Source organism: Williamsia sp. z34, assembly GCF_059553395.1.
Map to the genome: position 1 here is coordinate 670,690 of NZ_JCANWW010000001.1, position 19,242 is coordinate 689,931.

Below are 19,242 nucleotides of genomic sequence, written 5' to 3' on the forward strand. Positions count from 1 at the left end.
GGCCGAGCCGGCGAAAACCTTGTCAAGGACGCTCATGTCACCGGGACGTGTTTCGGCACCCCGTTGTCCATGGTGATGAGGCCGAGTTCTACGAACGCATCCAGCCAGCCCTGCATGGGCCACCAACCCCACCGGTCGTAGAAGACGGCGCCGTTGGTCAGTATGTCGTCGAGATGTTCGACCGGGGGATCGGAGACGGGGTGGTGTTGGTGCAGCGCATGGGCTCCGCCGACCCAGCACAGCGGGATCCCTTCGCGTGCAGCCAGTTGTCCGAAGTCGGTGTCCTCTGCTCCGTACCCGGCATAGCCGGTGAAGAACCCGCCGATGCGTTGCCAGGTTGCCGGGGTCACGGCGAACGACAGCGACCAGAAGAGGGTGTGATCGTCGGTCTCGATCAGTGCGCCCGGCTCGGGATCGGGGCGGGCGGGGTGGGGGCTCACGCGGGAGTCGAGTCGATCGAGACGGTAGCCTTCTGGTCCGGCCGGCGGCAGATATGTGACCGGCCCGCAGAACAGTGCACCGGTGGGGCGTCGCGTTGCCGCGGCGATGTAGTGCTCGATCATGGTGTCGACGGGCAGGCAGTCGACGTCGAGGAATATCAGGAGGTCGGCGCCGAGCGCCAGCGCGGTGGCAGCGCCCATATTGCGCGCGGCGGCGACCGGGAGGCGATGATCGGGGTCGTCGACCTGCTCGAGGTGAATCGAGTCATGTTCGGCGACAACGGCTGCCGCCGAGGGGTCGTTCATCGCCACCACCACATGGATGTCCGGCTTCACACCGCTGCGATCGAGTGCGGCGAGCTGCCGGCGTAGATGGCGTTCGCGTCCTGACACGGGAGTGATGATCGCGGTTCTCACCCGGCGCTCACCCCGTCGCCGGCACGATCGGCCACGCTGTCAATGATGTGGGCGGCTCGCCGCGCGGCGCCGCGAGTCTGCCAACGTTGCCATCTCCGAGAATCCAAACCCCTTGCCTCCGTCAGTATTTCGGACCATTCATGCGGCTCTGGCCATGATGATCTCACGAGGCCGAGTCCGTGACGTTCGATGACACCGGCGGTGGCGTCCTGCTCTCCGAACGGACGCGGCTGCGGAACGATCACTGCCGGACGACTCGCAGCGGCGATGTCGGCGATGGAGTTCTGCCCGGCGCCGGAGATCACCACCGCGGCCTCGGACAGCTGTGCCCAGGGGTTGGCGATCCATGGCGTTCCGGTGACGCCCAACGCCTGCCAACGGTGGTCGGGGTTGCGCTGTTCCCATCTCGCGACCGTGTCGATCGTCAGGTCCGAGCCACCGGCTCCGCTGAGTACCAGCGCCAGGGGACGGTCATCGGTACGCGTTTCCGGAACCGGGCAACCGTCGAATCGACTCACCCCACCGACGAAGGTGGTCTTGTGCGCATGTGGCTTCAGCCATTCGGGGACGTACAGATCTCCTGGCCAGGCGGCGATGATGTGGTCGGCAAGCCCGTACACGAGTTCATGGGGTGGGTCGGTTCGTTCCCCGGGCATGGCGATGACGATGACCGGTATGCCGAAAAGCCTTGCAAGAGTGGCAACCTCCACTGACACGTCCACAACGATGGCCGCCGGTCGACGGTCGCGTATCCAGTCGGCGAGCGTATGCATGCGCTCGGCCAAACCCCGATCGTGTAGGGGTGCCCAGTGCAGGCGTCCCCCTGCGCTCGGCCTGATCGGCGAGGGGTCGGTGTCATCCCGGGGTAGCTGCACGACATCGGTGAAGACGGGATCCGCCGGGAAAGGCATAGAGGTCAGCGCCGTGACCTCGTGTGTGATGTGTGCGGCGATGGCCCCGGCCCGGGTCAGATGGCCCCGACCATGGTGATGGATGTAGTAACCGATCATGCCGGCTGCTTCGCTTTGTCTTCGAGACCTCGGTCGGCCGCGATCATGCTTCGGTACCGGTTGATGTATGCGGTCACCATCCCATCGGCCGAGCAGTGGCGCCGGGCATGCTCCCGGACCTGGTCGCGACAGAGCCCGGTGGCCGCGGGAATGGATTCGGCCATCGCGATGACATCGTCCGAGGGAACCAACGCGCCGCAGTCCGCCGAATTCAGGATCTCGGGGACACCGCCCCTGGCAAATGCGACCACCGGTGTCCCGCAGGCCAACGACTCGGCGACGACGAGTCCATACGGTTCGTCCCACCGCGGTGTCACCAATGCAGCGGCGCTTCTACCGATCAGCTCCGCGAGTGCAGGCTGCGTCAGGTGGCCGGCGTATCGGATCGATCCGCCGAGTCGTGGCTCGATCAGGTCCCGGAAGTAACTCTCGTCTGAGATGGGCCCGGCCAGCACGAGCGGCATATGCGCTCGGCGGGCGGCCTCGATGGCAAGATGCGGGCCCTTCTCGGGCGTGATCCGGCCGAACCAGATCAGCTCGTCACCCCCGGGACCCATGGGCCAGGTGTCGAGGTCGACGCCGTTCCTGATGACGTCGACATCCCTGATGATGGGACGCCACGCGCCTGCCGTGTGATCACTGACCGCGACGAACTGGCCACCCTCCCCTCCGGTGGTGACGATCGCCGACTCCAGCCACGGCGTCGGCGGGGTATGCAGTGTCGACAGCATCGGGGTGCTCAACATCGGCGCCATGGCGATCGGGAGATAGTGCAGGCAATGATTGTGAATGACGTCGAAATGGCGGTCCCGGGCAAGTTCGATCATGAGATTCAGGTACGCGTGATGATCGGCCATGAAATAGGCGGAAGGCATCGACGGGTCAGAACGTGCAGATGGACTCAGATGCAGTTCTCGAACCCGTAGTTGTTCGGTCGGTGCCTCCCGATCGGAGCCCGGAGCGGCGAAGAGTGCCACGTCGTGGCCTCGGCTTGTCAGCGCTCGGGCCAGATGCCAGACATGGGCCTCGAGACCGCCGGCGAAAGGCTGACTGATCGGGAATCGGTTCGAGGCGATCAACGCGATCCGCAACGAGGATGAGCTCATGCCAGGACAGCTTTGTACAGGGCCGAGTGGGCATCGGCCACTTCGGTTCGTTGTGTCTGTCGACTGCTCCACGTCGCGCGGGGCATGGGCGTCCCGTCGATCCAGCGGGCATGGAGATTCTCGACCGCGGCGCGAAGAGTGTCTGCGTCGAAAACGTGCTCGTCGAAACCGAAGACCTCACATGGCTGCTGCTGGTCATAGAACCCGCAGCTGGGCGCGATGACGGCGGTTCCGAGATCATGGCAGGCCTCGAGCCAGCCGGAGTGGGTACCGAATCGGTACGGCAGTACCGACACCGTCAATGACTGGAGATAGTCCCACAATTCGTCATCAGAGAAGTACTGGTGGACGTGGACGTCGACGCCCTGCCGTTCGCCGTGGTCGAGTATCCGGCGGCCCATCTCCGGCGCGTACCAGTGGTTGTCGGGGTCGAAGATCTCGTCGTGGACGTTGATCTGCAATCGCGCCTTCGGCAGGTCACGTACTGTCTCGGCCAACACGTCCAGGACGGGCAATGGATCCATGTTGGCGCGCAGACTTTTTGCGTGAAGCCCGACGACGAACTCCTCCGACGGATCTCGGGGAGCCGCGATCCGCGGACCGTCGAGCACGTGTGGGTGGGGAAGCACAGTGGCCTCGCGGTTCCAGCGCTTCGAAATATGCTCGGCGGCACCGGGGGTCAGGGTGATCAACGCGTCGGCAGCGTTGATCAGGACATCCTGCTGTGCAATGTGCGCGTCAGGCTGGGGATGGTGGGGGTTGCGGAGATCGTGAACGGTGTAGACCAACGGGATCTCGTGCGTCTTCAACTCGTTTATGAGCGATTCGAGGGCCATGGGGTCGATGGCATCGAAACCGAAGTGAATATGGAACACGTCGAATCCCTTGTGGTTACGCGTAATCCATCCCGGATCGAGCATGAGAGGCGGCCACCAGCCGCCGGGAACCTTCCGTCCGTCGGCCGGAACGGGATCGGGTAGACGCTCGACGTCGCCCTCGGCGTTCAGGTGGGACAAATGCCGAACATAGACATGCGAGGACGGCACCGACGCGACACGCAACAACTCAAGACTCCTAGCATGGTCTTCTTGTCGGGGGTGTGGGCCCACAAGATCATCGAAAATGCGGCGTCAGCGCCGCTGACGCTGTATACCCAGATTTCACATTTGTAAGCCTGGCCTGGTCAGGTCAGGTCGGCGACTCGGGGCTCACGTGATCGTCGGGGTCCGGCGCGACTGTGGGTGTCAGCTCAGGTGATGTGGTTGTGGATGCGTTTTGTGATCCCAATCGGATCCGGTCGCCTGCTGACTGCCGGTGTGGGACTCGACGCGGCCTTGGCCCGCCGGTACCAGCGATACGATGATCGATTTCGACGTCGGACAGTTGCTCTTGAGCGCAGTGGAGTCCAGTGGTACGAGAGGGTTGGTCTCCGGGTAGTACGCCGCCGCACTGCCCCGCGGGGTGGCGTACTCCACGATCCGAAAAGAGGGTGCGCAGCGCAGCTGGTCGTCGTCTTCCCAGCGGGTGACGATGTCGACGATGTCCCCGTCGCGATAGCCGAGGGCGGAGATGTCCTCGCGATGCGCGAAGATCACCCGTCGACCGCCCTCGATACCTCGGTACCGGTCACTGAAACCGTAGATGGTCGTGTTGAACTGGTCGTGGCTACGCAGCGTCTGCAGGATCAGATGATTGGCGGGAACCTGCAGAACGTCGATCGGGGACACCGCGAACTCTCCACGGCCCGAGTCTGTCTCGAACGTGCGGGAGTCCCGGGGCGGGTGGGGGAGGATGAACCCGCCCGGCCTGCGGACGTTGACCTCGTATCCCTCACATCCGGGGACCACCCGGGAGATGTGGGCCCGGATGTTGCGGTAGTCATCGCGCATCGCGGCCCAGTCGATGCCGTGCCGATCACCGAGGGTGGCTTCGGCGATCCCGGTGAGGATGGCGACCTCGGACCGCAGGTGTGGACTGGCCGGGGTCAGCGGACCCCGTGACGAATGCACCGAACAGGTCGAGTCCTCGACCGAGATGTACTGGGGGCCACTGGCCTGGATGTCCTGCTCGGTCCGGCCCAGGGTGGGCAGGATGAGAGCGGTGTGTCCGCAGACGAGGTGGGAGCGGTTGATCTTCGTGGAGATCTGGACGGTCATCCGGGCATTGCGCAGTGCCTCGGCGGTGACATCGCTGTCGGGAGTCGCCTGAGCGAAGTTGCCGCCGAGGCCGAGGAAGAAGTGGACTTTGCCGTCCCGCATCGCCCGGATGGAGTCGACGGTGTCCAGTCCGTGCTCGCGCGGCGGGTCGAAGCCGAACTCTCGCGAAAGTGCGTCGAGAAAATGCTCCGGTACGCGTTCCCAGATACCCATCGTCCGGTCGCCCTGGACGTTGGAATGTCCGCGGACCGGAAACAGGCCTGCGCCGGGCTTGCCGATGTTGCCCTGTGCGAAGGCAACATTGGTGAGTTCCTTGATGGTCGCGACCGCGTTGCGATGCTGGGTCAGGCCCATCGCCCAGCAGAACACGGTGGCCTTCGAGTCACGCAGGAGTTCGGCGGCACCGGTGATCTGTTCCCGGGACAGTCCGGTGGTGGCGGTGACCACATCCCAGTCCACGTTTCGGACGTGATCGCGCCAGGCGTCGAATCCGGCGGTGTGCTCGTCGATGAACTCATGGTCGAGGGCATCCCATTCGACGAGCAGCGAGCCGAAGGCCTGGAACAGGGCGAGGTCGCCGTTCAGCGCGATGGGCAGATGCATGTCGGTCAGGTCGGTACCGGGTCCCACGACGCCGCGGGGTGTCTGGGGGTTCTTGAAGTTGACCGATCCGGCCTCACGGAGGGGATTGATGGACAGGATCTTGGCCCCGTTCTGCTTGGCCTTCTCGAGCGCCGAGAGCATCCGGGGATGGTTGGTGCCGGGATTCTGCCCGGCGATGACGATCAGTTCGGCCTGGTAGACGTCGTCGAGGGTGACGCTCGCCTTACCGATGCCGATGGATTCCTGCAGGGCGATCGACGTGGACTCGTGGCACATGTTCGAGCAGTCGGGCATGTTGTTGGTGCCGAAGGCGCGGGCGAACAGCTGGTACACAAAGGCCGATTCGTTCGACGCCCGCCCCGATGTGTAGAACGTGGCCTCGTCCGGTGTGGCCAGTCCGTTCAACTCCTCGGCGATGAGTGCGAACGCGTCGTCCCAGTCGATGGGTTCGTAGTGCGTTCCGCCGGGCCGTTTGACCATCGGGTGGGTGATCCGGCCCTGCTGCCCGAGCCAATGCTCGGTGCGACCGTTCAGATCATCGATGCTGTGTTCGGCGAAGAAGGCCGGCGTCGCGCGAGTGGTCGTGCCTTCTTCCGCCACGGCCTTCGCACCGTTCTCACAGAACTCGGCAGTGTGCCGGTGTCCCGGATCGGGGTCGGGCCAGGCGCAACTCATGCAGTCGAAGCCCTCGGTCTGATTCAGCTTCAGCAGGGTCTTCGCAGTCCGGACGGGCCCCATGTGGCCGAGCGCGCGCTTCATGGACACGGCGACCGCGGTCGGCCCGGCCGCGTGGGTTTTGGGCTTTTCGATGTCGAGGTTTGCCAGGTCGCGTTCGTTTTCGCGCGTGTTCTCTTCAGACATGAAAACCCTCTCCACCGACGACTCGTGCGTACCGCAGTCCGGGTACCCCGGCGGGATCGCTTTCAAGCCTGTCCGCAGATCGCGGGCTACAGGTTGCGGGCGATGACCGCCTCGGTGACGCGATCGTCGATAGACGTCACCGGGGACTCCTTCGTCACCCAATTGTCCCCGCCGAAGTAGGTCTGGAAGATCTTTTCCGCCGTACGCGTGCCGATCGCCTGGGTCGTCAGGGTTGGATTGGGGCCACCGAGGGAATTGGCCAACGCCGAGTTGTCGGCGATGTAGAGACGTTTGACCCATCGGGCCTGGGCATCGGAGGCGAGCACCGACGTGTTGGGGTCCTCGCCCATGCGCATGCTCGACTGTGAATGCAGGATGAGCGGGGGCCAATCGCACCGGTGGACTGTGTGGGCGCCTGCGGCCCGCATGAGTTCCACCGCCTTCTCGGTGCAGTACTTCCTGTTCCGTTTGGTCCGGGCCGACCGGTTGCGATGTTGCATGGTGACGCGCGGCGCCAGGCCGTTCTCGTCCGGGGGGAGGATGCCGGGTACCGAGACGGTGTTGCCGGGCTCGACGTCGTCGTCAGTGATGACCAGCGCGGCAAGCGTTCTGTTGGCGTCGCCCAAGGTGGTGAGCAGATCGCGGCCGACCAGGCGGCCATAGGTGTCGGCGCCCGCGGAATCGACCACACTGCCGGCGCGACCGTGGCCTTGGATGCCCGAGTCGCTGAAGTTCATCGCGTACGCCTGCAGGGCCGGCGGTAGGCAGATCTGTTCGATGCCGCCATAGCCCGGGAAGTCCACACGGGCGTTGGATCCTGCGCCTTTCGTCTGGCCGGTGTATTCGTCGAATACACCGAAGACACAGTCCATGTGGTGGTCGGTGATCCCCCGACCCACCCAACCGTTCGGGTTGGGGAGCAGGGACTGCAGCCACAGTCGCGGAGACTCGACACAGCCTGCGGCCAGAACGACCACCTTCGCGGTCTCCTCGTGGATCGACCCGTCCACGGTCCGGAACTGGACGCCATGAGCGGTGGTCTCACCGTTCACGTCGTGGGTCAGGATCCTGGTCACGAACGCATCTGTGATGAGCCTGGCTGCCTTGCCCCCACGGGACCACGCGTCGGCGGTGAGCATCATCGGAATGTATGAATTGTCGGTGGAGCGACGGGCTTTGAGGTTGCGAGGCGCACCTTTGGGGAGGTAACAACCCTCGTAACAGTGGCCGCACATGGTGCATCCCTGTGCTTCGGGGTAGCGCAGCCGGTTCGGGTCGCGGGTGCGTCCCGCCGTGCCACCGGGCTGCAGGATCGCGTTCTGCTGGGCCCGGTGCGCCGGTCCGGTGGTGTCGAGTGCGGTCTGGTGCGGCAGGCCCATGGCGGCGGCCCCGCGCAGGAAGACCTCTTCTTTGGCACCCATCGGGGCGGTCTGGATCGGAAGTGTTGCCTCACACCACTCGTAGTAGGGCCGGAGCTCTTCGTAGCCGAAAGGGAACAGGTGCGCCGTGTCGTACATGTTCCGGTCGGCCCCGGTGTAGTCGTTGAACACGCCGGGTGCCGATCGGGGGCAGTTGCCGAAATAGTGCAGGGTGGTGCCGCCGGCGCCGCTGACCTGCCAGACGAACGAACTCTGCGGCAGGTCTCGCAACCAGGGTCCCTTGGATCGGTCGCCGGGACCCTCGCGCAGGAAGCCGGTGATCGGATTGTTGGCGTCGTCTTCGAAGTGTGTCCACTGATTCTCCGGATCGGCATGCCGTGGACCGGCTTCCAGGACGAGCACATCCAGACCCCGGGCAGCGAGTTCCTTCGCCACCACGGGCCCGCCGCCCCCGGCACCTATCACAATGATGTCTGTCATCGATTCCCCCTCATACAGATCCGTCAATCGATGGCTGTGACCCCTTGGTAATAACCGCGGAACTCGTCCCAGCCGTCACTCACGCCCTCGTACTTGCTCAGCTCCCAGCCGACCGGGCGTCCGGTCAGTCGCTTGTTGCCGGCATCGAAGGCGGAGACCTCCGAATAGGCCGCGAACGCTGCGAGAGTGGGTATTGCATTGACCGCGAACTTGATCGGCAAACCTGGTAACAGCGGGTTGGTGTCCAGCATCTCGAAGACCTGGGCCTTTTCCCGGTGCGAGAGGTTCGCGAACGGAGCGGCGAATTGGCCACGCGCCGAACCCGGATTGAGTGTCACCGCGAAGATGTTGATCAGTGCGGCTATCGCAGCGGCACCCGGAAGTGTGATCCCGAAAGCCGGCCCGAGGACGGGGACCGGGACCGCCCGGTCGAGCGTCTTCTCCAGCGATTCGGGAATGCCCGGGGACACCCCGCCCGGCCGATCTGTCGCCATACCCTGCGCGCGAGAGTAGGGGTCATTGCCCGGGACGATGAAGGAAAGGATGCCATTGATCGTATCCCGCACGGGTGGAAGGGAATTGGCGTAGACCCGCATTTTTGACATGGCGCCGGGGAGGGTGACTGCGGCGGTCAGGCTCACGCCGACCGCACCGGCCCTGGTGAAGAACTGGCGACGACTCAGCACGCTTGGCTCCTGTCGAGGAGGGGAATCACAGCGCCGACCCTGGACTGTGGGTTGGAACACATTAACAAGGTTGGTCCCGTTCGGCAGCGATTAGACGACCTTCGGTGAACCGGCTAGTTCTGACCGTGTGCTCCGGCGCGGGACAACAGTCGACCCAGTGCGAGCGATGCCGTCTGGACGGCGGGAGCCAGGAGTTCGGGTTTGAACCGCTCTTTGGGCACGGACACCGACAACGATGCGATCGGTTCGTCGCGGATCAGCACGGTGGCCGCGACACAGCAGCTGCCTTCCGCCGCTTCTTCGCGTTCGAGCGCGACACCTCGCGCGCGGATAGCGGCCAGCTCGCGGTCGAGTGTCCGCGGATCGGTGATCGAGTTCGCGGTGTAGCGCCGCAACGGCCGCGAGAGCACCTCCGCCTGGAACTCCGCGGATTCGAATGCCAGGAGCGCCTTACCCACCGCGGTGCAGGTGAGGGGCAGCCTGCCGCCGACTTGTGAGGGCAGGGGTTGGGCGGTGTGTCCGTGCAGCTTCTCGATGTAGACCACGTCGTACTGATCGCGGACGGCGAGGTGGATGGTCTGCTCGGTGACCGCGAACAGATCCTGCATGAAGGGCATGGCCGCCACCCGGAGCCGGTGTTTGACCGAGACCCGCTCACCGAGCTCGAACAGCGTCATACCCAGTTCGAACTTGTTACCGGTGCGCTGGATCCAACCCAGGTCGGCCAGCTCGACCAGTAACCGATGGGTGGTCGAGCGGGGGATACCGGTGCGCGTGCAGACTTCGGCGAGCGTGAGCGCGGTCCCGCCGGGGAACGAATCGAGCAGAAGCGCCGACTTTTCGAGCTGCGACATATTTCCATCCCGTGACATGGGATGAATCCTAGTCAGTGGTTCGGTTGAGCAATAGGTTCGTCCACATGACAACGCAAGTGAACGTGATCGAGGCTGCGGCCGAGCGGCTGGCCACCGCGACTCGTACGGGTACACCGTGCGAGCCGGTGCGCGACCTGATCGGAAGCGACGACATCGAAGCGGCCTATCGGGTCCAGACCTTGAACATCGAGGCACTGGTGGCCTCGGGTCGCCGTATCGTCGGACGTAAGACCGGACTGACTTCGCCGGCGGTGCAGAAGCAACTCGGTGTCGACCAGCCCGATTTCGGGGTGTTGCTCGACGACATGGACTGCACCGGTGACGCCGAGATCGATTCGAACCGTCTGCTGCAGCCCAAGGTCGAGGCGGAGATCGCCTTTGTGCTGTCCCGGGACATCACCGCACCGATCACCGAAGCCGAAGCGCCGCAGTATGTCTCGGACGTCTATGCCTCGTTCGAGATCGTCGACAGCCGTATCGCCGGGTGGGACATCAGGCTCGCCGACACCGTGGCCGACAACGCCTCGTCGGGACTGTATGTCCTGGGCGATCGGTGTGACCGGAACAATGTGCCGGACCTGGCCGCCGTCGAGATGACCATGTCCGAGAACGGAGTACAGGTCTCACAGGGCAAGGGTTCGGATTGCCTGGGAAGTCCATGGAATGCCCTCGCCTGGCTGGCGAACACCGCGATCGAATACGGCACCGTGCTCTACGCGGGGGACGTTGTCCTCTCCGGCGCCCTGGGACCGATGGTCCCGGCAGTGCCCGGTTCCACCTACGTCACGACAATTTCCGGCATCGGCAGCGCAACCGCAGTTTTCAGTGCCTGACCAACCCATCCGAAAGCAGAACACAATGAGCACAATCAAGGCCGCGATCATCGGATCGGGCAACATCGGGACCGATCTGGTCATCAAACTCAAGCGGGTGGCCAAGAATGTCGAGATCGCGGTCCTGGTCGGCATCGACCCGGAATCCGACGGACTCGCTCGCGCCAAGCGGATGGGCATCAGCACCGTCCACACCGGCGTACAGGGCCTCATCGACCACCCGGACTTCGACGACATCGAGATCATCTTCGACTCGACGTCCGCCAAGGCGCACGTCGCCAACGAAGAAGCGTTGCGCCCGTACGGAAAACGTCTCATCGACCTCACCCCGGCCGCGATCGGTCCCTACGTGGTGCCCGCGGTCAACCTCGAAGAGCACCTGGATGCACCGGACGTGAACATGGTCACCTGCGGTGGGCAGGCCACGATTCCGATCGTGGCGGCTGTGTCCGCTGTGACCAAGGTTCACTACGCCGAGATCGTGGCCTCGATCGCCTCGAAGTCGGCCGGACCCGGAACCCGGGCGAATATCGACGAGTTCACCGAAACCACCTCTGAGGCAATCAAAATGGTCGGCGGCGCCGCCTACGGCAAGGCGATCATCGTGCTGAATCCGGCCGACCCGCCGCTGATCATGCGTGACACCGTGCTCACGCTGGTGACCAACCCCGATCAGGACGCGATCCGTCAATCGGTGCTCGACATGGTTGCGAAGGTGTCGGCCTACGTCCCCGGATACCGCCTCAAGCAGGAGGTCCAGTTCACCCAGCTCGATGACGCGGAGTCCGTCGCCACCCTGACCGGTGGCGTCGATGTCGGCCCGGGTCTGTGGAAGGTGTCGGTGTTCCTCGAGGTCGAGGGTGCTGCTCACTACCTGCCGGCTTACGCAGGCAACCTCGACATCATGACCTCGGCGGCACTGCAGGTGGCCGAACGCATCGCCGAAACGAAACTCAACGACTCAACAGTGGAGATGGCCCGATGACAACTGACAACAGAGCTTCCGTGGTCGATGGCGCGGCCCTGTACATCCAGGACGTGACCCTGCGGGACGGCATGCACGCCAGTCGGCACCGCATCTCACCCGAAAACGTGGCCCGGATCGCCGGCGCTCTCGATCGGGCGGGTGTCGACGCGATCGAGGTCGCCCACGGCGACGGGCTCGCCGGGCACAGCCTGACCTATGGCGCAGGCAGCAACACCGACTGGGAGTGGATCGAAGCCGCGGCATCGGTTGTTCACCGGGCCAAGCTGACGACGTTGCTGCTGCCCGGTGTCGGTACCGTTGTCGAACTCGAACGTGCGTTCAACCTCGGCGTGACGTCGGTTCGGGTCGCGACCCATTGCACCGAAGCCGATGTGGCGGCTCAGCACATCGCCAAGGCGCGTGAACTCGGGATGGATGTGTCCGGATTCTTGATGATGTCGCATCTCTCCGAGCCGGCCGCGTTGGCGCAGCAGGCGAAGCTGATGGAATCGTATGGTGCGCACTGTGTCTACGTCACCGACTCCGGTGGCCGGTTGACGATGGATGGTGTTCGGCAGCGGGTCCGTGCATACCGGGATGTGCTCGATGAGAACACCCAGATCGGTATTCACGCGCACCAGAACCTCTCGCTGTCGGTGGCCAATTCGGTTGTGGCAGTTGAAGAAGGCGTGACCCGCGTCGACGCGTCGCTCGCCGGACACGGTGCCGGAGCAGGCAACTGCCCGATCGAGCCCTTCATCGCTGTCGCGGACATCGAGGGCTGGAAGCACGGTTGCGACCTGTTCGGGTTGCAGGACGCTGCCGACGACATCGTCCGCCCGTTGCAGGACCGGCCGGTGCAGGTCGACCGCGAGACACTCACACTCGGCTACGCCGGCGTGTACTCGAGCTTCTTGCGTCATGCCGAAGCCGCGGCGAAACAATACGGACTCGACACTCGCGCGGTGCTGCTCGAAGTCGGCGCCCGCGGACTCGTCGGTGGTCAGGAAGACCTGATCACCGACATCGCACTGGATCTGGTGGCCGGCAAGAAGTAGGCCGGCCCTCGCTCCGGGGGCCTCTCGAAACCAACCCAGGCGTCCTGTGTGTGCACAAATGCACGCACGGGGCGCCTGGGTTCTTTTGTGCCATCAGAAGTCCCGGTCGCGCACGAACATGCCTGCCAGTTCTCGCATCGGCAAACGGTTCAAATAGCGGTCCTAACAGACCGGGACCAGAATTCGGACATATGTAAACATGGCGTCGGCCGGGGAGCATGGTTGTGTAAATCCCCATTGGCCGAGTGGGGATGGAGCCGAAATGTCCAATTTTGACCGGTATTCGAATTCTATTGCGGCCCAGCCAGATTCCTGTTGTTCGGGCCATGGTCTGTGCTGATATCCAATTCGTCTTCGGGTGCGGTCGGCCGGTGCGCATCACCGACGCGGCAATTCTTCGAAAGTCTTGAGGGTTGGTTGTACTTGGAATAGTGTCCGAAGTACTGCACTCCGAGGTCAGCGCTTTTTCAGGATGCGGGCCGTAACAGCAGGAAGGTCGTCGAGGCCATGAATCTGACTCCACGCGAGATGGACAAACTCGTTATCTACCAGGTTGCAGAACTCGCGCGTAGGCGACGCGACCGCGGCACCAAGCTGAATCTGAGCGAGGCGCAGGCCATGGTCTCGGAAGCGATCCTGGAAGCGGCCCGCGACGGCAAATCGGTTGCCGAGTGCATGGAACTGGGCAAGCACGTGGTGTCGGAGGCCGACTGCATGCCCGGTGTGCGGGCGCGGCTATCCCTGCTGCAGGTCGAGGCGACGTTTGTGGACGGCAGCAAACTGGTTTCGTGCCACGACCCCGTGGGCGCTTAACCATGCCGGCCGTGCGACAGGACGCAGTGGTCACCGTTCTGGTCGGCGGCCACGAGAGCGCGCACGGCGCCGATCTGATTCCACTGCTCGATGTGTTGCCCGGCGCGGTGATCACCCCGTCGGGGCGTCCGCTACACGACGCGGTGACCGAACTCCTGGCAGACGATGCCGGTCCCGTGATGGTCCTGCCGATGACCTGGGGTCGGGATCCGGTCATGGTGGCAGAGACCGCGAAGACTCTCCGGTGGTGCGCCGCCGAGGGCGATGTAGGTCGGATCGCGCTGTGTGCGGAGTTCGGGACGGCCGATCACCTGATCGCATGGCTCCGTCGAGCCGCCGCGGATACGGCACGGCAGCGACCGGGCGCGGGCTTGATCATCGCCGCGCCGGCGTCGAATCCGTTTGATGATGCCGAGTTGCACCGCATCGCCCATCTCGTGCGCACGCATGGCACCGGAATCCACGTCGAGGTGGCCTGCGTCGGGGAAAACGACGAGCTGACCCGCGCCATCGATCGGTCGCGGTTGCTCGGTACCGAGGAGGTGGTTGTCGTCCCGGCGGGCTTTGCCAGAACCGCGCCTGCCGGGCTGCCCTCCGACCACGCGAGCTTCTTCGGGCCGTTGCTCTCCGAGCAGGCGCTTCTCGATGTCGTCCGGCGACGGGTGGCCGCCGCGCGGCACGAGCTCAGTCACGGACGAGACGGGATCGCCGCCGGCCTGGTCGCCGATCACGGCCATGGTTATGCCCACTCGCACGGGTTCGAGGACGACGGATCCGGGCATCACGCACATCAGCATCCGCACCCGCACGAGACGCCGGGCAGCGGCAGTCCGTTTGACGACGAGGTCCTGACCTCGCCGCACTGAGTCATCATCGGCGACGCAGATCGCGGCGCCCACATAAATAGTGGAGGGATCAACCCCATGCTGGGCAGCCCCAAGTATCACCACCAGGACGAAGACATCGAGATCAATGCCGGCCACCAGAGTGTCACCATCCCGGTGAGCAACACCGGCGATCGCGCGGTGCAGATCGGTTCGCATTTCCACTTCTTCGAGGTCAACCGTGCGTTGCTGTTCGAGCGCGAAAAGGCCTACGGGATGCATCTCGACATCCCGGCCGGTACCGGCGTGCGGATCGAGCCGGGCGACACCCGGGATGTGACGCTCACGTCCTACTCCGGGTCGCGCCGGGTCGTGGGTTTCAACGGACTCGTCAACGGCAGCCTCGACGCGAAGCAGACGCGGCTCGACGCGCTTGCGCGGCTGGCCGAGGGTGAATTCAAGAACGGCGTACCGAAATCGGGCAATGCGTCCGAGAAAAAGGGGAAAAGCTGATGGCCATCATCTCGCGCAAGCAGTACACCGATCTCTTCGGCCCGACAACCGGAGACCGGGTACATCTGGCCGACTCGAACCTGGTCATCGAAATCGAAAAGGACTACAGCGAAGGCTATTACGGCGACGAGGTCGTGTACGGCGGTGGTAAGACCGCCCGCGACGGCATGGCCGCCGACCCCGCGGCGACCGGCCCACAGGGTGTGCTGGATCTGGTGATCACGAATGCGATCATCCTCGACCCGATCCTCGGCGTCGTCAAAGGTGACATCGGCGTCAAGGACGGAAAGATCGCCGGGATCGGCAAATCCGGTAACCCGCACCTGCAGAGCGGTGTCGACCCGCGTCTCGTGGTCGGCCCCGGAACTGAATTGCTCGCAGGTGAGCACTGCATCGCGACCGCCGGTGCCATCGACACCCACGTGCACTACATCTCGCCGCAGCAGGCGGACGCCGCGCTGTCGAACGGCATCACCACCCTGTTCGGAGGTGGCACCGGGCCCACTGATGGAACCAACGGCGTCACCACCACACCCGGTATCTGGAATCTTCACCGTCTGCTCGAGGCAGCAGAGGATGTCGGTGTGAACATGGGTATCCACGGTAAGGGCAACGGGTCGCTGCCGGAGGCGCTCATCGAGCAGATCAAGGCCGGCGCGTCATCGCTGAAGGTTCATGAGGACTTCGGAGCGACTCCGGCCGTGATCCGAAATGCCTTGTCCGTGGCCGATGACTACGACATCCAGGTCTCGATCCACACCGACAGCCTCAACGAGGCGGGCTTTGTCGAGGACACGATCTCGGCGATCGACGGACGGACGATCCACACGTACCACACCGAGGGCGCCGGCGGCGGCCACGCGCCGGACCTGATGAAGATCGCCAGTCACCCCAATGTCCTTCCGTCGTCGACCAATCCGACGCTGCCGTACACCGTCAACTCGGTCGACGAGCTGCTCGACATGGTGATGGTCTGCCATCACCTCTCGCATGACATCCCCGAAGATGTCGCGTTCGCCGACTCGCGGGTACGCGCCGAGACGATCTCGGCCGAGACGGTGCTCCACGACGAAGGTGTCCTGTCGATGTTCTCCTCCGACTCCCAGGCGATGGGACGTATAGGTGAATCGGTGACTCGCGCGTTCCAGACCGCCCACCACAACAAGGACAAGCGTGGGCCACTTCCCGAGGACTCCGACGGCCACGACAATTTCCGGGTCCTGCGTTATCTGGCGAAGGTGACCATCAATCCTGCCATCACGCAGGGGGTTTCGGACTACATCGGTTCGCTCGAGGCCGGCAAGATCGCCGACATCGTGTTGTGGAATGTCGACTCCTTCGCGGTGAAGCCGCGGCTTGTCATCAAGGGCGGCTTCATCAACTGGGCGGTCATGGGCGATCCGAATGCCTCGCTGCCCACCCCCCAGCCGGTGCTCTACCGCCCGATGTGGGGCGGATACGGCAAGGCGCGTCAGAGCACGCGGGTCAGTTTCATGTCGCAGGCGGCCATCGACCTCGGGGTGCCGGAGAAACTCGGGCTCGAAAGTCAGGTGTTGCCCGTGAAGCGTTGTCGTGGAATCGGCAAGGCGCACATGGTCCACAATGACAAGACGCCGCTGATCGACGTTGACCCCGAGACGTACAAGGTGACGTTCGACGGAAAGCCCGCCCACATCGACCCGGCACAGACCTTGCCGATGAGCCAGCTCTTCTTCCTTGCCTGAGGAAATCGATATGACGTCGACCGATGTGGGCGATCTGCTGGTCAGCCTACAACTCTCGGACTCCGCGTTCCCCAGCGGTTTCTACACGATGTCGCACGGCCTGGAGGGTTTCGCGCAGGCTCACGCGGTCGACAAGGACGGCGTCGAAGGGCTCTTGCGGGGGCTGCTGCTCCATTCCGTCGGTCCGGGTGATGCCACGGCACTCGCCCGCGCACACGAGGCGGCCCGTGAAAACGACTGGGACCGTGTGTACCTCGTGGATGAGATGTTGTTCGCCGCCAAGCTCAACGCGGAGATGCGCAGGGCATCGGTGCGCAGCGGTCACCAACTGACGGACGTCGCCCTCACGGCAATCGGGGGAGCAGAGCTCGAAGAGTGGAAACGGGCCATCGCATCCAAGCGGACCCCGGGGTGCCAGCCGATCGCGACCGCAGTGGCCTATGCCGCAGCCGGGGTGAGTACCGAAAGGGCCGTTGCGTCGGACATGTTCGCGTTCTCGGTGAGCTTTCTCGGTGCGGCGCTGCGACTCCGGCTCACCGACCATCTGCAGATGCAGGTCGGGTTGCGCGCGATCGGTCCGGTGATCGCGCAGGCCGCAGCCGAGGCGATGGGCCGCGAGCTCGAGGACATGGGGGGATGCGTACCGATGGCAGATGCCATGTCTGCCCAGCATGAGCGCGCGGACGCACGGCTCTTCGCGAGCTGAGATGCCGACATGCTTCCCCGATACCAATGAGAGAAAAGATGAGGTGATCGAATGAGCGGCAGTGTTTTGCGAATCGGGATCGGTGGGCCGGTGGGTTCGGGCAAGACGGCGCTTGCCGAAGCCCTTGTGCCGCGGCTCATTGCCGCGGGCCGGCAGCCGGCGGTCATCACAAACGACATCTATACGCAAGAGGACGCCCAGCACGTGCGCCGTGAGCTCGCCGGGGTCCTGGACCCCGAACGTGTGGTCGGTGTCGAGACCGGTGCATGTCCGCACACCGCTGTGCGCGATGACCCCACCATGAACCTCGCCGCGGGTGCCGAGATGCTCGAGCGCTTCCCGGAGGTCGACACCCTGGTGTATGAGTCGGGCGGGGACAATCTGACGCTCACGTACTCGCCCTTGCTCGCGGATGTCTTCGTCTTCGTGCTCGATACGTCCGAAGGGGAGAAGATGCCGCGCAAACGGGGCCCGGGTATCACCGAGTCGGACATCCTCGTGATCAACAAAGTCGACATCGCGCAATACGTCCGGACGAACATCGAGGTGATGGAGTCCGATGCGTGGCGGGTGCGTGACGGCAAGCCCGTGGTCCTGACCAATTCGCTGACGGGGGAGGGCGTCGATGAGTTGCAGGATCACATCCTCGCGCTCTGGAATGCCCGTCCCGCTGCGATGTCCCGGTGAGCGCGGAGACAGTCCGGGCGGCCGACACCGACCCGCCCCCTGGCACCGGACGGACCGCCGGAATCTCCGTCGTCCCACCCGCGGGCGCGCAGCCGGCACGGTACGGCGGGCATCGGCTCGACCCCAAGTACTACCAACCGGACCGCGTTCCGCGTGAGATCGCACTTCTTGCCGGGGTACCGGACACATTGCCGACCGGGAGTCCGGGCAAGGTCGGTTTGTTGGAGTTGGAATTCGGCCGGAACGAACGCGGCACGGAACTTGTCGGGCATTACCAGAAGTCGCCCCTGCAGATCATGCGGCCGCTGTACTACGACCTCGCCCGGCCCGACATGCCCTACACCTACCTCATGTCCACCGGGGCCGGGGTCATGCAGGGCGACCGGCTCCGGACCGATCTCGTCTTCGGTGACGACACGTCGGCCTATCTGACTACTGCTGCATACACGAAAGTCCTACGGATGGAGCATGACTACGCGGTCGCACAGATGAACCTGGATGTGGGTGCCGACGCGTACGTCGAGCTTCTTCCCGATCCCGTCATCGCGTTCGAGGGTGCCCGCCTGTATCAGCGCACCCGGGTGACGTTGGCACCGACGGCCACCCTCATCGCCGGTGAGACGCTCATCGCCGGACGTCTGGCGCGCGACGAGCGACATCGGTACACCGCGCTCGCATCCGACTTCGAGGTCCGTCGTCCGGGCGGGGCCATGGTCGCGCTTGACCGGGTGCGACTGACCCCGGTCGACGAGGACACGGGCGGTCTGGCGGTCCTGGCCGACCACGACGTGCTCTCGATGCTCTACGTGTTCACTCCGCGCGCAACGGTTTCCGAGATCAGTAACCTCCTGCACGACGTCCTGTCACCGTCGGCCGAGGAGGGTGTCGTCTTCGGGGTCAGCGCACTCCCCGGGGACACCGGCGTGTGGGTGCGGATGCTGGGGGACGACACGCGGGCCATCCTGCGCGCCAACACGATCGCCTGGAGTTCCCTACGTCTGCTGCTCACCGGGAGAGAGGCGCCGACAATCCGAAAATCGTGACAGTGCGATGAAGGCCGGGGGCGTCCCGTCACACGACCCGACCGAAGAACCAGGGAGATGA

At 64.4% G+C, this 19,242-nt stretch carries 18 protein-coding genes; 10 read left to right on the forward strand and 8 right to left on the reverse strand.

All coding sequences use genetic code 11. From position 1 onward, the window contains the following. Positions 1 to 32: 32 nt before the first annotated feature. The 8 genes from AC51GT_RS03165 to AC51GT_RS03200 all read right to left on the reverse strand — a co-directional run bounded on the left by AC51GT_RS03165 (position 33) and on the right by AC51GT_RS03200 (position 10,010). Positions 33 to 857 (reverse strand): glycosyltransferase family 2 protein, encoded by an 825-nt coding sequence (locus AC51GT_RS03165; RefSeq protein ID WP_496327820.1) that lies wholly within the window; start codon positions 855 to 857, stop codon positions 33 to 35. Next, complete coding sequence (locus AC51GT_RS03170) at positions 854 to 1,867, reverse strand: glycosyltransferase (RefSeq protein ID WP_496327821.1); 1,014 nt, start codon at positions 1,865 to 1,867, stop codon at positions 854 to 856. Before AC51GT_RS03170 ends, AC51GT_RS03165 begins: the two co-directional genes overlap by 4 nt. Beyond that, on the reverse strand, positions 1,864 to 2,973 hold the full coding sequence (locus AC51GT_RS03175) for a glycosyltransferase family 4 protein (protein WP_496327822.1): 1,110 nt from the start codon (positions 2,971 to 2,973) through the stop codon (positions 1,864 to 1,866). Before AC51GT_RS03175 ends, AC51GT_RS03170 begins: the two co-directional genes overlap by 4 nt. After that, positions 2,970 to 4,037: a glycosyltransferase family protein gene (locus AC51GT_RS03180; protein ID WP_496327823.1), complete on the reverse strand. Its 1,068-nt coding sequence runs from the start codon at positions 4,035 to 4,037 to the stop codon at positions 2,970 to 2,972. Before AC51GT_RS03180 ends, AC51GT_RS03175 begins: the two co-directional genes overlap by 4 nt. A 180-nt stretch (positions 4,038 to 4,217) precedes the next feature. Next, entirely contained in the window at positions 4,218 to 6,593 is a 2,376-nt protein-coding gene (locus AC51GT_RS03185) for an FdhF/YdeP family oxidoreductase (RefSeq protein WP_496327824.1), read from the reverse strand. Positions 6,594 to 6,679: 86 nt separating this feature from the next. After that, positions 6,680 to 8,452, reverse strand: coding sequence for a GMC family oxidoreductase N-terminal domain-containing protein (locus tag AC51GT_RS03190; protein WP_496327825.1), 1,773 nt, complete (start codon positions 8,450 to 8,452; stop codon positions 6,680 to 6,682). 23 nt (positions 8,453 to 8,475) lie between these two features. Next, positions 8,476 to 9,138: a hypothetical protein gene (locus AC51GT_RS03195; RefSeq protein ID WP_496323927.1), complete on the reverse strand. Its 663-nt coding sequence runs from the start codon at positions 9,136 to 9,138 to the stop codon at positions 8,476 to 8,478. 113 nt (positions 9,139 to 9,251) lie between these two features. Then, on the reverse strand, positions 9,252 to 10,010 hold the full coding sequence (locus AC51GT_RS03200) for an IclR family transcriptional regulator (RefSeq protein ID WP_496323928.1): 759 nt from the start codon (positions 10,008 to 10,010) through the stop codon (positions 9,252 to 9,254). A gap of 47 nt (positions 10,011 to 10,057) precedes the next feature. Between AC51GT_RS03200 and AC51GT_RS03205 the strand changes: the two genes are divergently transcribed. From AC51GT_RS03205 to AC51GT_RS03250, 10 genes are all read left to right on the forward strand, one after another. Further along, positions 10,058 to 10,846, forward strand: a complete 789-nt coding sequence (locus AC51GT_RS03205) for a 2-keto-4-pentenoate hydratase (RefSeq protein WP_496323929.1) — start codon at positions 10,058 to 10,060, stop codon at positions 10,844 to 10,846. A gap of 25 nt (positions 10,847 to 10,871) precedes the next feature. After that, positions 10,872 to 11,831 (forward strand): acetaldehyde dehydrogenase (acetylating), encoded by a 960-nt coding sequence (locus AC51GT_RS03210; RefSeq protein ID WP_496327826.1) that lies wholly within the window; start codon positions 10,872 to 10,874, stop codon positions 11,829 to 11,831. Further along, on the forward strand, positions 11,828 to 12,871 hold the full coding sequence (dmpG, locus tag AC51GT_RS03215) for a 4-hydroxy-2-oxovalerate aldolase (protein WP_496323931.1): 1,044 nt from the start codon (positions 11,828 to 11,830) through the stop codon (positions 12,869 to 12,871). The genes AC51GT_RS03210 and dmpG overlap by 4 nt, the downstream gene beginning before the upstream one ends. A 507-nt stretch (positions 12,872 to 13,378) precedes the next feature. Further along, positions 13,379 to 13,684, forward strand: a complete 306-nt coding sequence (gene ureA, locus AC51GT_RS03220) for an urease subunit gamma (RefSeq protein ID WP_496323932.1) — start codon at positions 13,379 to 13,381, stop codon at positions 13,682 to 13,684. Positions 13,685 to 13,695: 11 nt separating this feature from the next. Beyond that, entirely contained in the window at positions 13,696 to 14,550 is an 855-nt protein-coding gene (locus AC51GT_RS03225; RefSeq protein WP_496327827.1) for a sirohydrochlorin chelatase, read from the forward strand. A gap of 57 nt (positions 14,551 to 14,607) precedes the next feature. Then, entirely contained in the window at positions 14,608 to 15,021 is a 414-nt protein-coding gene (locus AC51GT_RS03230; RefSeq protein WP_496327828.1) for an urease subunit beta, read from the forward strand. Continuing rightward, entirely contained in the window at positions 15,021 to 16,745 is a 1,725-nt protein-coding gene (gene ureC, locus AC51GT_RS03235) for an urease subunit alpha (protein ID WP_496323935.1), read from the forward strand. The genes AC51GT_RS03230 and ureC overlap by 1 nt, the downstream gene beginning before the upstream one ends. A 10-nt stretch (positions 16,746 to 16,755) precedes the next feature. Continuing rightward, entirely contained in the window at positions 16,756 to 17,451 is a 696-nt protein-coding gene (locus AC51GT_RS03240) for an urease accessory protein UreF (protein ID WP_496327829.1), read from the forward strand. Positions 17,452 to 17,502: 51 nt separating this feature from the next. Next, entirely contained in the window at positions 17,503 to 18,138 is a 636-nt protein-coding gene (ureG, locus tag AC51GT_RS03245) for an urease accessory protein UreG (RefSeq protein WP_496323937.1), read from the forward strand. Continuing rightward, the gene (locus tag AC51GT_RS03250; protein WP_496327830.1) at positions 18,135 to 19,181 is read left to right on the forward strand and encodes an urease accessory protein UreD; all 1,047 of its coding nucleotides are present in this window, start codon (positions 18,135 to 18,137) and stop codon (positions 19,179 to 19,181) included. Before ureG ends, AC51GT_RS03250 begins: the two co-directional genes overlap by 4 nt. Positions 19,182 to 19,242 lie beyond the last annotated feature (61 nt).